This is a genomic window from Halomonas sp., from assembly GCF_033549285.1.
In the GTDB taxonomy this organism is placed as follows: Bacteria; Pseudomonadota; Gammaproteobacteria; order Pseudomonadales; family Halomonadaceae; genus Halomonas.
This window is the reverse complement of the sequence record NZ_JAWSUJ010000045.1, coordinates 1-14,676: the sequence shown is the minus strand read 5'-3', so window position 1 is coordinate 14,676 and position 14,676 is coordinate 1. Positions and strand designations below refer to the sequence as shown.

The following is a 14,676-nucleotide window of genomic DNA, read 5'->3' as shown; positions in this document are numbered from 1 at the left end:
GGCGCTACGGCAGATCGAGATTGGCCGCACTCGAGCGGTCATATCGCACCCTCCTTCCTTGGGTTTCATAGTCGATGGGCAGCTCACGCTCGATATGGATGGCGACCGGCTGACCCGGGGAAACATAGACAGCATCAAAGGTCTGGCCGAAGCGCTCCTGCACCCACTGGCGCACGTCGGAGACGCCGCCGGCCAGGGCCTGGCTGGCGGCATAGCGACCCGAGTCACCGGTCAGGCCGCTGACCACGCCACCGCTGTCCACACTGGTGGTGACTTCGTTCATGGCCATGGCATCGGCGCCGGCCTCGGCGGCGCCCAGGATGAAGCTGGTGAGCAGGAACTGCTGAGCATTGGTCTTGCGATCCCCGGGGATGCAGGGCAGGCCCCGAGGGTCGGAGAGCCAGCCGAGGATAGTGCGGTTCGAGCCGTCTCCCGAGTTGACGTCATCGGGAGCCGGCAGAGTGCGCACAGTGCCGTCCTCGAAGACGAAGGTCATCGAGTTGACCTGGCCACGCACGCAGGAGAGCGTCCAATCACCGGTGGCGGTGCCGCTGACGATGGCACTCTCCACCTCAGGCAGGGTGACGCCGTTGGCGGTAAGGTTCTCGCGGCCGATCACCACCTTGAACGGATAGGGGTCGTTGACGGTGCCATCGATGGGCACCCTGCCCAGTAGCGCCGTCATGGCCACCGAGCCCATCAGGGTGGAGTTCTCTGGCAGCGTATAGACGGGCTCCACGCTGGATTCATCTGGACGTCCGGTCACCCGGCTCTCTACCGCACTCGAAGTGCTCCGGGCCACCTCGCCCAGCTCATTCGCCGCCTCACCGAAACGGGTCGGGAAGGTGGTGTCTCCGCGCCCACGCTCCTCCTCCTGGGCGTCCAGGGGCTCGACCCAGGTCAGCGACTGCGCCGAGCCTGGCCCGGTGTAGGCGGTACCGGATGGCCCACCGCCCCCTTCCAGCCCCAACCCGATAGGCAGTTCCTGGTCTCCCTGGTCACCCACCTGCCGACGCAGCTGGTCCAGCTGCCGCTGAAGCGTGTTCAACAGTGGGTTGTCCTGCTGCGTGCGCTGCGCCTCCTGACGCAGCCGTTCACGCTCACGGTTCAACGCCTCGTCGATGGCGCCCTCCACATCCTGGTGGCGGCTCATCAGCTGCTCGTTCTGATCACGCAGCGCCTGGGTTTCGGCCTGGGCCTGCTCCAGATCGCGACGCATGGCCTGGACGTGGCCCACCAGGGTGGCCACGGTGTCCCGCGGGGTATCCCCCTCGATGCCCAGCGCCTGTAGCTCGTCATCGGTCAGGCTTAGCGTCGGGTCAGTTTCGGCGTTTTCTGCCTCAGGGTCGGCTTCGCCTCCGCTCAGGCTGCGCACCAGGATCAGTAACACGATCACCAACAGCCCAGGCACCAGAATCTTCAGCAGGGTATTGCTGCGCAGGGTCATGAGGTGCCCTCCTCGACCTTATCCGTCTCCTCCAGCGGGATCAGGGCCCTGTCCAGGCCGCCGCGCTGAGTGACCAGAAAGACCGTGGTGGTGTCCTCCACGGAGCCCCGCGGCGCCAGATAGGGATGCATGAAGGTGGCGGAGTAGAACTCCCCCTGCAGCCAGCGCGGATCCATCTCGAAGGCGCGCCGCCGATCGTTGTTCTCCAGCTTCACCGCGGTGACCGTCCAACCATCGAGCCGCCAGGCGCCCAGGGGCGTAACGGTCACTGGCAGCGACGGCAGCAGGGTGCTCAGCGACTCGGGCAGCCGCATGGGCACGCGAGAGACGCCGCGCGGGGGCTCGATGGTGCGCTGCGGCGCATAGAGGGACTGGGCCGCATGCCGGGTCAGCAGCACAGGCACCGGCGTGGAGGTCGGGTGCTGGACCTCGCTGCCTGAAGCGTCTTTCGACGGTGAAGAGGCCTTCGTCACCTGCGCTCCGCTGCTGCCCGAGGAAGAGCTGGCCGGGGATGCCTCTCGACTGTCCACCACCAGGATCTCCTCGCTACTAGCGCCCTCCCCGGCCGAGAGGTCCAGCAGCAGCACGTCCCCGCTCTCCACGTCCTGCACGCGAACACGCTGGGTCTCGAAGGTCTCGAAGGCCTTCAGGTAGAGCACGCCCCCGGCGCTCTGCACGCGCAGTACCTCGGGGTTGGCCAATGCCGGCGGCAGGCCCACGCGAACGTTGCGGTCCAGGGTGACAATCCGCTCCTCATCCACCGGCAGCGGTATCGCCAGCGGTCGACGTTCCCAGTGCATGACCTCCACCGCCAGCGCCTCACCGGCGAACACGGCGGTGACCAACCAGGCCAGCATCACACGCTTCATGAGGAGCCTCCTTGCTTCGCCTCATCAGGTACCGACAGCCGCTGAGGAATGCCATCGAAGCAGTCCACCTGCAGGCCCCAGGGGTTGCGCTGAGGGTCCACGTCGGCCCTCACCACCCGCAGTGGGTAGCGAATGAACAGATCGCGAACCGGCGTGCCGGCGTACTGTTCGTCGATGGCCATATCCAGGGTAACCACCCAAGCATCACGACTAAGGATCTCCACGGAGTCAGCGCGATAACCTCGCCCGGGAATTTCGTAGATGCCGCGTACCCGGCCGGAAAGCTCCTGGCGGCGATCGCGGTCCTCGTAGTCCTTGGCCAAGTAGCGCTGACAGGAGGGGGTAAGAAAGGGTGAATAGGCCCTCAGGTTGCGGCGGTAATCGGCTTGACCATCCGCGGGCCAGCGGTTGATCTGCTGCCAGACGTAGAACCCGAAGGCGTAGACGCTCGATGGGTCGACCTCCCACCAGGCGCGGGTACTGCCGGAGCGCAGGTCGGGCGGGTTGTGAATGGTCAAATTCTCCGGGGCCGACTTCCAGCCCCACCACAGGCCGGCACACAGCAGGGCCAGCACCAGGATGATGAAGCGCAGGGTGGTGATATGGGCATCCCGTGCGCTAAGGGCGTGACGAAAGCGGCTCATGGGCGTCCTCCCTGCTGGTAGCGCATCCGCCGCCGCGAGAAGGGACCGGAACGGGTGATCAGGGCGTCGGCTCCCCTGAGACGGATGCCCTGCCGAGCGAGACGAAACTGTAGGCTGCGGTAGAGCCAGGAGGCGGGACGGCCGCGACGTAGCCGCCGCATCACGGCGCCACCGACGTAGAGCGCCATGCCGGCACAGGCAAACGCCACGGTCGGCACCATGGCGATGGCTCCCAGCAGCCAGGCGCCGATCGCGCCCGGAAGCAAGCCCGCGGCTACTCCGCCCAGAGCCATCATCCCAACCTCGTGCCCGGTCATGCCCCGAAACACCACCGGTGCGGCATTCAGACGGGTCGGCAGAAAGTCGAGACGGTTGACCATCAGAGGATCTCCGCGGCCTTGGTCGCCAGCCAGATGATGGCCACGATCAGCACTACCCCCACGACGACCACTACGCCGAACTTCGACCACTCCCCGCGAACCCGTGCCTCGTTGAAGGTGGCGATGGATGCGATGGCGACGATGATGAATGCCACCGTGGCCAGGATGAGACCGCCAAGGGCGCCGAAATCGTAGAGGTAGTTCTGCAGCGTCTCGATCAGACCACCGCCTTCACCACGTGAGGGCGCCTCCATGGTGGGCAGCCCCTGCGCCATGGCCTCGGCCGGCACGAGCCCCGCAGCGGCAATCGCAGCAAAGCCCCGGGGTTGGGTATGAGCACGGGCACGAGAGAAGAGTGAACGCACGGTAGTCATAACGAGCTCCTTCTTGAGTAACGAATTGCTGAATGACGCAGGGTTCGAGGCCGGTGACCTCATAGGAAAATCCAGAACATCACCACGACCAGAAAGACAGCGCGCAGCGCGGCAAAGCCGAAGTCATCGCCGCTGACGCGCCCCTTGGCGTAGCCTCGATAGGAGGAGATGGCGCTCCAGCACGCCCAAAGCAGCACCACGGTGCAGCCCACCCCGGCAATAAGGACTCCCAGGGGTGGCGCCTCGAATCCGGCACCGGCGGCGAAGGCCTCCATTAGCGCAACTCCCGCAGGTAGTCCCCGGCGAGGGGCACCGGCTGGCGGGGCGGCAATCGAGGCGGTTCGAGTACGTCATCGATGCCCTTGTCCACGGCTTGGATATCCCGGCGCAGGCGCGGCACATCCAGGAAGACACGAGTGGTCTCAGGGTCGAACTCCCCAACGCGGCTCTCGAGCCGATCCACAATGCGCTGGATCTGGGCCAGCTGATCCTGGATCAGGGCCAGGTCCTGGCGGGCGATCTCATCGCGCACGCCGTCGCGGTCGTTGGCATAGGCGGAGTAGGTAGCGCCGAACTGAGCGGTCAGCAGCGTCAGAAGCAGGGGCGACAGGGCCCGTGGCAAGCGGCGAAACGTCATGGCAAGACAGTCCATCCGTTGGCTGGCATTGTCCTCATCCTGTCGCCCGCCAGGGTGCAGCGCAGCAGGAAACCATAAGCGCCGCACACCACGTTTATCTGTGTCCGCTCAAAACCTAGGCACGCAAGCAGCGGAGCCTGAACCGGCTCCGGACGATAGCGGCGAGGCCGCGGAAGGCCTGCGATGTAGAGTTTCAGAGGTACTTCTTGAAGCTTCCCGTGGCGATGCTGACCAGCAAGCCAAATAGGGCCGCGCAGGGCAGCAGGAAGGCATTGGGATGAATAGCGAAGGGCACGCTCAGGTAGAACAGCCAGCCCACTACGAAGACCGGCGTGATGGCCCGCTTGGCATGGTGGTAGATGAAAGCGGACTCGCGCCCCGCACCGAAGCGGCGCAGGTCGCGGCGCACCAGGCCGTCGACGAAACCAACCAGGGCCGCCAGAGCAAAGAGCGGCGAGGTCAGCAGCAGAATGACCACGCGGGTCAGGGTCATCAGCGTGACGTAGAGCGCCGCCTGCACGTAGATATGCAGGGTGCCGAGCCAGCCGCCGTGATGGGCGCTGGTCTCAAGCCAGGCTGCTATCCCGCTCTTCACGAACAGCCAGTCGTAGGCGCGACTGACCGCCCCCGTCGCCAGGGCGACCGGGTCCGAGACCAGCAGCGAGCGCGTGAAGTGGGTATCCAGTCGGGCCACTTCGGTTTCCAGGGTCTCCAGCGCATGCTGGGCCCCGGGCTGGCTCCACCACTGCCAGTGGATTCCCGCCCACTCAACCAGCACCGACATCAGGAGCGACACGACCAGCACCGCCATAATCTGAAATGGAAGGCCGAACAGCGTGGAGAACCAGCCGCGTCGAGTTTCCTGTGCACGTTCCGCCGTGGCCATCTCAGTGCACCCTGACTGGCGTCAGCGAGCAGAGCAGCGACCAGCGGCGATCGTGGTAGTGCAGGATCAGCCGCCCCTCATGAGGGTGCTCGCCCTGCTCCCATACCGGCGAAAGCCCCTTGCGATAGGCATGCTGGGTCAGCTCGACGCGGTCGATCCCGATGACCACGTAGTCGAGTAGCCCGAACAGGGCCTGAGGCAGCTCACTCAGGGAGCCGCTCTCCAGGGCAACACTGGAGACGATGGCGGTTGCCGCGGTATCAAGCGTCATGGGCGTTGTCTCGATTTTCATCACGGTTCTCCATCTCTTGGGCCAGCGGCCACTCGTTGAGCAGCTGATCCTCAGCCTCCTCCCCCTGCCGGCGCGCCTTGGCCTTGGCCTCGTCCTTGTCCCGCGCCTCCGCTCGAGCTTCTGCCCGCGCAGGCGGCGGCTCCTGGGCATCGCGGGCCCGCATCGGGAGTTCAGCCCCTAACTCGCCCAGCTCCAGGTTCACCGGCGGTGGCATCACCGCGGTCCACCACTGCTTGCCGGTGGTGTAGTCACGCTTCATGCGCTCGGCGAGCTCGGCGATACTGCCGGGAATATCCTCGTGCCTGTCGGGCAGCGGCAAGGGCATGCGCACCTTCCAGAGCTGGCCGCCCTCGAGCAGGGCGAAGGCCTGCCCCTTGGGCAGCGAGACCACGTCCGCCGGCTCGATCATCGGCACCTGTACGGTGCTGATGCGGTCGCCACCGGAGCTGGTGAAGTCGATGTCGTTGGCAATGTCGCTGGAGTCGGAGGCCATGCTGACCAGCATGCGGGTGGCCACGTTGACCTGGCGCAGCTGTCGGGTCAGCAGCTCGGCGGTCTTCTCCTCGCGTACCCGCAGCATCACCAGGTTGTTGAAGTTGCCGACCACCTGACCGGCCTTGGCGGCGTTGCCGATGCGCGCCTCGATGTCGGAGAGGGTCTGGGTATAGGCGGTGACCTGGATGCCGGCGCCGCCCCCCTTGTTGATGAGCGGGATGAACTCGTCGCCCATCAGCTCGTTGAACTCGTCGCAGTGCAGGTTGATCGGCACCTTGCCCATGCGCTTGCCGTTCACCGCCGGCAGACCGTCATCGATGCCGTGTTTGTAGATATGGCCGGCCACCGAGACCAGGTCGGCGAACATCGAATTGCCCACCGCCTGGGCCACCTCGAAATCAGACATGGCATCCAGGCCCACGTAGACGATGCCGCGCTTACGGATGATCTGCTGCCAGTCGATGATCGGCCGGGGGTCTTCGATATCGTCGTAGTCCGGCGAGAGCAGCTCGGCGATACGCCCGGTGGTCAGCTTCTCCAGCAGCGGCAGAAGGCTCGCCACGATCTTGTCGAAGTAGGTCTTGTCGTAGCGCACGGCGCTGCGCAGCCCCTCGAGCACGGCGTCCACCACCTTGATCTGCTGCAGATACTGCTCGATAGCCACCACCCGCTTGTCGCGCCCCTGAAACTGGCGGGGGATGTTCTTGTCGTTGAGCTTGCCCTCGATGGTGGTGATGCGCTCCCAGGCGTGCTGGTCGTGGCGCGTCAGGGTCTGCTGGGCGTACTCGATCATCAGGCCATCGATGTTCACCACATCCGAGAGGATCTGATCGTAGGTGGGGCGCTGCCCTAGTGCATGACGGGCCCGTGCCACGATATTGACGAAGCGCCAGGCGAACTCGCGGAAGGCGGCGCTGTTGCCCTCCCCGGAGAGCTGGCCGGCAAGCCGGGTGGCCACTTCCGAGATGCGCCCGAAGCGGCCCACGGCGTTGTAGCGCGCCGAGATATCCGGCCAGCCCAGATGAAAGACGTAGAAGGCGTCGCCGCGGCCCGCCCGCTGTGCCTCGGCATACATGCGGATCATCAGGTCGGCATCGCCCTTGGGGTCGAAGGCAATCACCACGTCACCGCGATGGATGTCCTGGGTGATCAGGATCTCGGCGAGCCGGGTCTTGCCAACCCGGGTGGTGCCCTCCACCAGGGTGTGACCCACCCGCTCCCCGAGGGGCAAGTAGACATCGCGCTCCTTCCACTCCACGGCGTGCAGTGCTGCCATGCCGCCCACCGGCGGCAGCGGGCGCACCGGATTCCAGGGCACATCCGCGGCGAACAGCTTCACCAGCGGCCGACCGGCAGCATGGCGCTCCAGCCGGTTTTCCATCTCACGGGCCAGGCGGTAGGCCGGCCCCGGGCGCAGATAGCGCTGCACGTGGGGCTGCTGGCTCTCATGCAGCCGCTGGGTGTGGCGCGCCTCCCACTTGAAGCCCTTGCCCATCCACAGCAGCCGCTGGCTGACCGGAATCTGCCGGCTGCGCAGCGCGAAGCGCGGCAGGCGCTTCATGTTGCGACGGTAGCGCAGCACCACCCAGGCCTGCCGAGCCCGCCACAGCCCGAAGGCAGCAAAGCCTGCGGCCATGCCGTAGCCCACGTTCGGCGACAGGGCCAGAGACCAGGGCGCCATGATGCAGAGTACCGCACAGGCCAGGCAGACCAGGGCGGTGTTGAGTTCTACCGCCGGGCGTAGCAGCGCCTCCAGGGGGTGTGTCTGGTTCATTGCGCGCTCCTACTGCTCCAGCCCCTGAGACGTCACCAGCACCGGGTAGTGGGCCAGGCCCAGCCGACCGGCCAGGTCGTCCCCCGGCGTGGGGCGCAGCTCAAGCCCCGGCACCGCCTCGCGCAGGCGCTCAAGCCCCTCGGGCGTGGCCACCTCGACGATCAGCCCCACCGCGTTGAGCTCGCGCAGGGTCTCCCCGCGGGCCTCCAGCCAGCGCAGCGACAACGCATCGTCACCGACCAGGAAGAAGGGCGTCATGCGGCTCGGCAGCTCCAGCGGGCGGAAGCGCACCTCGCCGGGCGATAGTCGCTCGCTGGTCACCGGCAGCATATCCGCCTCGCTGAACGGCACCGGCGCACGCAGGTCCGGGGTATAGCCCTCCTCCTCTGGCACGTCGGCCATGCCGATGGCGACGAAGTAGGGGCGTGCCGGCTCGCCGCCGTGGTCTGCAAGTACCTCCAGGGCAGGCCGCTCGGCCAGGGACATGCTCGGCATCGTCTCCGCCTGGGCGCCGGCTGCAAGCAACGCGAAGAGCCCACTGACCAAGGCGGGTAAAGCTCGGCAGCGACGGTCACGCATCAGGCACCTCCCCCGACGTATCTTCACCGCACTCCCCCAGGTACTCCTCCCAGGAGCCATGGGCCTCTTCATGGCAGTAGTCCATTGGCGGCTCGATCTCGCGGGGCTCGCGCCAGGCCGGTGCCCCGCAGTAAGGGCAACGATAGGGGGCAGAGTGAATCATCGATGGAACCTCCCTTAGTTAGCCGCCAGCTGCCGCTGGCGAGACGTTTTCAGCCGCTCGAGCTCAGTGGCAACGATGCGGCGGTAGCGGGCCGCCGGCTCTCCCCCAGCAGGACGGTGGTAGCGCCCGGCCGCCTGCACCCAGTCGCCGGTGGCATCGAAGTGGCCGCGCAGCAGGCGGGCCGCCTCCTCCAGATTGGCGTAGGGGTTCAGGGCATCGCAGGGTTGAGTAAAGCGCTTGCCGGCACCAAACAGCTGAGGCTGCCAGCGCACATTAAGCTGGGTGATTCCCACGTCCACGACGCGGGTCTCCTGCAGGGCCAACGTCAGCGCCTCGCAGGCCGCCTGGCGGGTCGCGAAATGAGAGCCCTCCCCCGCCACGTTCAGGGTCCAGGGCCAGGGCCGGCGCCCCACCTTCAAGCTGACTACCGATTCCGCCGTGGCCACTGCATAGAGCACTTCTGGCGGGACCTGGTGCAGGCTTGCGGCGTCGAAGTACGCAGGCGGTACTACGGTGGCATTCGCCAGCGATGACAACACCGCCAGGCTGCAGCCGAAGGCACAGCCCATCACCATGCGCCGATACGCTTTCAGCCCCCATATCGTCGCCCTCATCTCGGGTAGACCTGAGGCAGCGACCCCACGGCGATGCCACGCTCGGGGTCCGACTGTCCGTGATTCAGGGTAATGTCTCGTGCGCGCACGCGGTCGGCCGGCACACCCACACGTCGCGCCCAATCACGTATCACCGAATCGTCGCCGTCGCTGTCGAGCACGAAGATGTCCATCTGCGTGCCCTGGGCCAACAGCTCGCGGACGGTGCTGTCACAACGCTCGCAGTCGTTCACTGTCACATGCACCGTCAAGCGCGCCTGAAGTGCACCCTCATCGGTGAAGTGAAAGGCATTGCGTGGCCTAAGCGTGAACTCATCCACCGGCATCTCGTTGGGGTAGAGGCGCTGCCAAGCCGCGTCATAGGCCCGCTGGAACGCCAGCTCGCGCTCGGTGCGGGCGCGCTCCACCTGTACCAGCAGCTCCGCATAGCGGCGGCGCTCCTCGGCGCTGCGAGCCTCGACGCCGAGTGCGGTGATGGGATCCAGGTTGGGCGACCAGACGCCCCGTGGCCCCTCCATCAGCGCCTCGTAGCGCTCCCAATCGCGCTCGGTCAGCCTCCAGGCTTCGGCCTGCTCCGTGCGCGTGCGAGTACGCTCGCTCTCGAGCATCCGCTGCGCCTCCTGAATCACGGCGGAGGCATCGGGGCGGCTCTCCGGGGTGGTCTGGGCAGCGGCCTGGCTGGCCAGCAGCGTCATGGCAAGGGTCATTGTCACAACCGGCAAGACAGCAGGTTTCTTGGTGATCATCGCGAGATCTCCGGTGGCCTCAAGGAATCTGGACGTCGACCGAACGGCCATGGCGACTGAAGACGGCATGGGTGCCTCGGATCCTCGTCAGTTCCCAGCCATCCTGACGATCCCCGACTCCCAGCAGATGGACATCACGCAGGCTGGACAGACCGTTGGGCGAAATGCCCACGTAGGGGCGCCCGCCCCGGGACTCGACGCCAGTAACCTGGAACGAGGGCGACGGCGGAGCCGCTGGCCGCGGCGCCTGGCGGGCAGGTGCCGGGCGTGACGCCGCCTGTTGGCTCTGCTCAAGGCGCTCCTCCAGCGTCTGGATCTGCTCGTTCTGGGCGGTAACGCGCAGGTTGAGCTCGCTATCCAGGTGGCTCAGCGCCTTGCCCAGCTCGGCCAGGCGGGGCTCAAGCGGATCCCGCTGTTCCAGCTGCGCCTGTGCGGCGGTGATGGCGGCGGCATTCTCCTGCTCTCGCTGCTCGGCTCGCTCGAGACGCTGATCCAGCTCCGCCAGGCGCTGCTCCAGTGCCGCCTGCTGCGATGCCACTCGGGCGAGTGCCTCCTCCAGCGGCACCACCGCCTGCTGCACCTGGGACTGCACCAGAGATTCCATTGACACCTCCCCGGGCGTCGGCTTCAACAGCAGCGCCCCTGACACCAAGGCGCCGGCCAGGCTGACCGCCAGCAGGCCGTAGAGGGCCTTCCCGCCGCCCTTCCCTGCCCCGCGCTTGCGGCGATGCTGCGGCTCCGTCGGCTTGTGGTCGGGCGACAGCTCGGTAGGCTCACTCATCGCTCACCTCCGCCACCGCTGCAGCGCTCTCGTCACGGCTGTCGTCGCCGTGCCCCGGCGCATAGCGGATATCCCGCACCTGGTAGCAGACCTCTCTGGCCACCGGGTCGACCTCCAGCTCCCAGGCATCGCCGCCCAGCACCTGGAGGGCTTCGCGCAGCGGCATGGGGCCCAGCCGGTAGTGGGCCGCCGGCAGCGGCTTGCGATAGAGGGTGCGCTGGGCGGGACCGGGCGCGGGGCAGAGCGAAAAGCCGGTATGACGCAGGGTGTGATGCAGCGCATCTTCCACGGTAGTGGTCATGGATGCCGGAATATGCACGTCGATGGTCTGCTCCAGGAGGTAGCGCTGACCCAGTGAGGCCTGAGTGGCCACCAGCTGGTAACGCCCGGTGCGAATGACCTCGACGGAGGGCAGTTCGTCGCTGTAAATGTCCGGGGTCACGGCCTCGGTCGTCGGCGGGTTGGGGCCGGTGACCACGGCCCGATGCCGCTCGCCGTCTACGTCGAAGTACGGCAGCGAAAGCACCAGAGAGTCGGCGTTCGAGGGTTCGGGAGCCTGTTGCGGCTGATGCGCACAGCCCGCCAGCAGCGTAGTGGCGATCAGCGCAACGGTCGAGAGGGTGGAAAGGTTGAGCATGCGTTGCCTCAAGGAGTCCATTCAATGGCGTTGAGGCAGGAGGTTCTCGGGTTTGCGGGGGCGGGTCGATTGGAAAGCGTAATCAGGCGGGGAAAGGAAAAACGCCCCGGGGTGGGGCGTTCTTCGCAGGTTGGGAATCGTCAGTGCCGAGGCATGACGTGGCGGGGTCACTCCCCGCCAGGGTAGGGTCGATCGAAGCGCTGTGGATCAGTGCATGGCCGGCGAATCGAAGGAGCCGGCCGCTTCTCCCGCGTGGGCAGCGGCGTAGCCGTTGTCTGCTTCAGGCGGCTCCGCTGAGGCAGCGGATCTGACGTTGCTGGCACCTTGCTCGTCGCGGGGAGGCGCCTGGTAAACCATCTCGCCGTTCACCTTGATCCAGCTGATGAACAGCAGGCGGGCCTTGAGACTAACGCCGGTCTGGCCAGCCTTGTCGCCCTTGGAGTAGACGAAGGTGTCCGTCCAGAGGTCGCCCAGCTTGAAGCCCACCAGCACCTTGCGGCCCTGGTACACCGCCTGACGGCAGCGTTTGACGAGTACTTCGGCATCGCGGCCGCTGATTCGGCAGTCGAAGCGAGTGTAGCCCACATCGTCTGCGGGGCCATTCAGGGCCGCGATATCGCATGCCCAGAACGCTTCCCCACGCTTCGGTTTCACCTGCCGGATTCGGTTGAGGTAGCCCAGGCCGGTGATATGCAGGTCGAAGAAGCCAGTGGTGGCACTCTGGTGAGTGGTGGTCTTCATGTGTGTCTCCTCGGTGGATACAAATGAGCCCCAGGGAAACACTTCGCCCCCTCAGGGAAGTCGAATGGCTTCCCCAGTGGGCGGTAGATTCAGGCGTTGGCTCAGGTCATCAGCACGCAGTGGTGCCGAGAGCCGGCCAGAGTAGTTTTGCAGCAGTCGCAGGACGCCGTTGAGAACTCTTCGTCTCGCTCGCTATCGCCGACGACTATGTAACTCTCGTCGCGCTGCGCTGCCGCAATGGAGAGACGCACCTCCCGCTCGCGGGCGGCTGCGCTCTCTTCATCCAGGAAGTGATCCAGCCCGGTGGCATCGTCATTAGCGATGATCATCAGGCAGTCGGCGCAGACCATGAAGTGGTCGTCAACAATCGTGGCCATGGGGCATTCCTCCAGATTCCAGGGGTCCGCCCCCCTGGGGAGGCATCTCCCCGAATGGGTGGTAGCAGTGGCATCCAGCCCTGGCGGGCGGCCTCGTCTCGGGATGCTCGAGGCCTTGGGAAATGGCGTGCCGCCAAGCGGCGCACCCTTGAAACGCCTGGGTGCCTGGGGTGTCTCGGTTGGAGCCGGTCGAGACCACCGGGCCGCCAGCGGCGGCACTTGCACACTGGGAGGCTGCCCGTCAGCTCGGCAGCATCTCCTCGATATCCTCACTCGCAAGACGCGGCACGCCACGTCTTGGGATTGAAGACCATAGAGGGCATCAACAGGGTCGTCGCCGTATCGACAAGTATCAGGATGTCCGCCATGCAACTGGAGCCAAGGCATGTCCCTCGTTGCCATGCTTCGCTCACGGTGGCACCCGAATCTCTTCGCGGACGCATTCGGTCGATCAAGCACAGATCCCTGTACAAAGGGCTCCCGTTGGTGATGCGGCGGGCTCCGCAGAAGGGCAGGCGTTTCCAGCATGGAAACGTCAACCGGCCTGCCCACTACCCTGGATCAAGGTAGCCGGCAGGCCGGTCGTCGTATGAGATAGGTGGCCAACCAACCAAGCTGGCCTGGGACTAATGAACCTCGAACCCCGACTGTTGATGATGCAGTGTGAGCCGTATAGGCGGGATGGGGCGTACTCGTCTCGCGAGGTGCGAATACTTTGGGGGATTGAGCGTTGGCGCTCAAAGGGCGTTGCGTGATGACCGTCAGCAACCAACGGGGTACGGCTCTCATTATTGAGCCTACCCCTCTTAGGGTCAAGATGATGACGCCTTGCGCCGGCTACCGACGTCTTTTCCTGGCGTCTTTCTCTTCGGCTTAGGCATCGTCACCGTGGACGCTCGCGCATGCTGCACCAGCTTCTCCACCATGCCGGCCTGACGGCCCATGAACTCCTGCAGCGCCAGGCGTCCTGCCGCAACGTCATCCAGCGCCTGCTCCCAGAGCGCCGTCATGCCGGGGTTGGTGATGACGGAAGGCAGCACATCGATCAGCTGCTGTCCGGTCGGCGTCGAGACCAGGGCACGCTTCTGCCGCTTGATGAAGCCCCGCTTCAGCAGCGTCTCGATGATACCCGCCCGCGTTGCCTCGGTGCCGATCCCGGCCGTCTCCTTGAGACGCACCTTCAGGCGCTCGTCGGTCACGAACCGAGCGGCATGCTTCATGGCAGCGATCAGGGTACCCTCGGTGAAGGGCTTGGGTGGTGTCGTCTGCTTGTCCAGCACTTCAAGCTGCCGGGCCTGGCAGCACTCCCCTTCGCTAAGCGACGGCAGCGGAGGCGCTTCCCGCTCCTCCTCACCCTCCTCTCCAACCGCCGCCCGGGGAAAGAGTTCGCGCCACCCTTCCACACGCACCTGCCGCCCTGAGGCCACAAACGCTTCGCCCTCCAGGTCCACTCGCAGATCGGTCCGATCATATTCGTGATCCGGCAGAAACTGGGCCAGGTAGTGGCGACGAATCAGGTCGTAGACGTTGCGCTCAGCATCATTCAGCTTGGTCAGGTCGCAGGCTGACGTCGGGATGATGCCGTGGTGTGCGGTAATCTTGCTGTCGTTCCAGACACGGCTCTTGCGGCTCGTGTCCAGGCGCTGGCGAAGCGCCGACAGCGCCTCGTCCGAGTGCAGAAGCAACGTCACGATGCGCTCGGCATCCTCGTACTGCGACTCCGGCAGATACCGGCAGTCGGTTCGCGGGTAGCTGGTCGCCTTGTGGACTTCGTAGAGCGCCTGGGCGATATCCAGTACCTGCTGGGCACCGTAACCAAAGCGGCGCGAAGCCTCCTGCTGCAGCGATGACAGGTCCATCACCAGTGGCGCCGCCTCCTTCTTGCGGCTCGTCTCGAGGTGGCTGACACGCCCCTGCTGCCCGGTGACTCGCTGAGCCAGCGACCGGGCGGCTTCCTCGCTGATACAGCGCCCCACGGCGTCCTGGATCGAGGCATCACTCGGCCGCCACTTCGCCTGAAAGGTCCCGCTCGACGCCTGCAGATGCGCCACGACTTCCCAGAAGGGCTGGGGAACGAAGTTGGCAATCTCCCGGTCGCGATCCACAACCAGGCGCAGTGCAGGCGTCTGCACACGTCCCACCGAGAGTACTCCCTGATGGCCCTGTCGCTGGGCCAGTACCGTATAGGCCCGGGTCAGGTTCATCCCGACCAGCCAATCGGCCCGGCTACGCCCAAGGCC

Annotated in this window: 18 protein-coding genes and 1 pseudogene; all 19 read right to left on the bottom strand. The window is 65.9% G+C overall.

What is annotated here, in order from left to right:
- Nucleotides 1-4: 4 nt before the first annotated feature.
- On the bottom strand, nt 5-1,447 hold the full coding sequence (locus SCI24_RS11620; protein WP_412929611.1) for a TIGR03752 family integrating conjugative element protein: 1,443 nt from the start codon (nt 1,445-1,447) through the stop codon (nt 5-7).
- On the bottom strand, nt 1,444-2,316 hold the full coding sequence (locus tag SCI24_RS11615) for a TIGR03749 family integrating conjugative element protein (protein ID WP_318725521.1): 873 nt from the start codon (nt 2,314-2,316) through the stop codon (nt 1,444-1,446). Before SCI24_RS11615 ends, SCI24_RS11620 begins: the two co-directional genes overlap by 4 nt.
- Nucleotides 2,313-2,960 (bottom strand): PFL_4703 family integrating conjugative element protein, encoded by a 648-nt coding sequence (locus tag SCI24_RS11610; protein ID WP_318725520.1) that lies wholly within the window; start codon nt 2,958-2,960, stop codon nt 2,313-2,315. The genes SCI24_RS11615 and SCI24_RS11610 overlap by 4 nt, the downstream gene beginning before the upstream one ends.
- Nucleotides 2,957-3,340, bottom strand: coding sequence for a TIGR03750 family conjugal transfer protein (locus tag SCI24_RS11605; RefSeq protein WP_318725519.1), 384 nt, complete (start codon nt 3,338-3,340; stop codon nt 2,957-2,959). The genes SCI24_RS11610 and SCI24_RS11605 overlap by 4 nt, the downstream gene beginning before the upstream one ends.
- On the bottom strand, nt 3,340-3,714 hold the full coding sequence (locus tag SCI24_RS11600; protein WP_318725518.1) for a TIGR03745 family integrating conjugative element membrane protein: 375 nt from the start codon (nt 3,712-3,714) through the stop codon (nt 3,340-3,342). The genes SCI24_RS11605 and SCI24_RS11600 overlap by 1 nt, the downstream gene beginning before the upstream one ends.
- Nucleotides 3,715-3,773: 59 nt before the next feature.
- Complete coding sequence (locus tag SCI24_RS11595; RefSeq protein WP_023005028.1) at nt 3,774-3,989, bottom strand: TIGR03758 family integrating conjugative element protein; 216 nt, start codon at nt 3,987-3,989, stop codon at nt 3,774-3,776.
- The gene (locus tag SCI24_RS11590; RefSeq protein ID WP_318725517.1) at nt 3,989-4,351 is read right to left on the bottom strand and encodes an RAQPRD family integrative conjugative element protein; all 363 of its coding nucleotides are present in this window, start codon (nt 4,349-4,351) and stop codon (nt 3,989-3,991) included. The genes SCI24_RS11595 and SCI24_RS11590 overlap by 1 nt, the downstream gene beginning before the upstream one ends.
- A 193-nt stretch (nt 4,352-4,544) precedes the next feature.
- Nucleotides 4,545-5,237, bottom strand: coding sequence for a TIGR03747 family integrating conjugative element membrane protein (locus SCI24_RS11585; protein WP_318725516.1), 693 nt, complete (start codon nt 5,235-5,237; stop codon nt 4,545-4,547).
- 1 nt (nt 5,238) lies between these two features.
- Nucleotides 5,239-5,529 carry a hypothetical protein gene (locus SCI24_RS11580; protein WP_318725515.1) on the bottom strand — a complete coding sequence of 97 codons (291 nt, stop codon included), beginning with the start codon at nt 5,527-5,529 and terminating at the stop codon, nt 5,239-5,241.
- Between the two features lie 205 nt (nt 5,530-5,734).
- A pseudogene (gene traD / locus SCI24_RS11575) lies at nt 5,735-7,798 on the bottom strand (type IV conjugative transfer system coupling protein TraD); the annotation flags it as partial.
- Nucleotides 7,799-7,807: 9 nt separating this feature from the next.
- A complete protein-coding gene (locus tag SCI24_RS11570; protein ID WP_318725514.1) occupies nt 7,808-8,377 on the bottom strand; it encodes an integrating conjugative element protein in 570 nt (189 codons plus the stop codon).
- Nucleotides 8,370-8,540 carry a hypothetical protein gene (locus tag SCI24_RS11565; protein ID WP_176761577.1) on the bottom strand — a complete coding sequence of 57 codons (171 nt, stop codon included), beginning with the start codon at nt 8,538-8,540 and terminating at the stop codon, nt 8,370-8,372. The genes SCI24_RS11570 and SCI24_RS11565 overlap by 8 nt, the downstream gene beginning before the upstream one ends.
- 14 nt (nt 8,541-8,554) lie before the next feature.
- Nucleotides 8,555-9,154 (bottom strand): transglycosylase SLT domain-containing protein, encoded by a 600-nt coding sequence (locus SCI24_RS11560; protein WP_318725513.1) that lies wholly within the window; start codon nt 9,152-9,154, stop codon nt 8,555-8,557.
- A complete protein-coding gene (locus SCI24_RS11555) occupies nt 9,151-9,867 on the bottom strand; it encodes a TIGR03759 family integrating conjugative element protein (protein WP_318725533.1) in 717 nt (238 codons plus the stop codon). Before SCI24_RS11555 ends, SCI24_RS11560 begins: the two co-directional genes overlap by 4 nt.
- Before the next feature lie 52 nt (nt 9,868-9,919).
- On the bottom strand, nt 9,920-10,681 hold the full coding sequence (locus SCI24_RS11550; RefSeq protein ID WP_318725512.1) for a hypothetical protein: 762 nt from the start codon (nt 10,679-10,681) through the stop codon (nt 9,920-9,922).
- Nucleotides 10,674-11,318, bottom strand: a complete 645-nt coding sequence (locus tag SCI24_RS11545) for a PilL N-terminal domain-containing protein (RefSeq protein ID WP_166637565.1) — start codon at nt 11,316-11,318, stop codon at nt 10,674-10,676. The genes SCI24_RS11550 and SCI24_RS11545 overlap by 8 nt, the downstream gene beginning before the upstream one ends.
- A 207-nt stretch (nt 11,319-11,525) precedes the next feature.
- Nucleotides 11,526-12,059, bottom strand: a complete 534-nt coding sequence (locus tag SCI24_RS11540; protein ID WP_133483816.1) for an STY4534 family ICE replication protein — start codon at nt 12,057-12,059, stop codon at nt 11,526-11,528.
- A 101-nt stretch (nt 12,060-12,160) separates the two neighbouring features.
- Nucleotides 12,161-12,436: a hypothetical protein gene (locus SCI24_RS11535; protein ID WP_133483817.1), complete on the bottom strand. Its 276-nt coding sequence runs from the start codon at nt 12,434-12,436 to the stop codon at nt 12,161-12,163.
- An 812-nt stretch (nt 12,437-13,248) separates the two neighbouring features.
- Nucleotides 13,249-14,676: DNA topoisomerase 3 (locus SCI24_RS11530; protein WP_318725511.1), on the bottom strand; the 1,428-nt coding region annotated here is incomplete at its 5' end.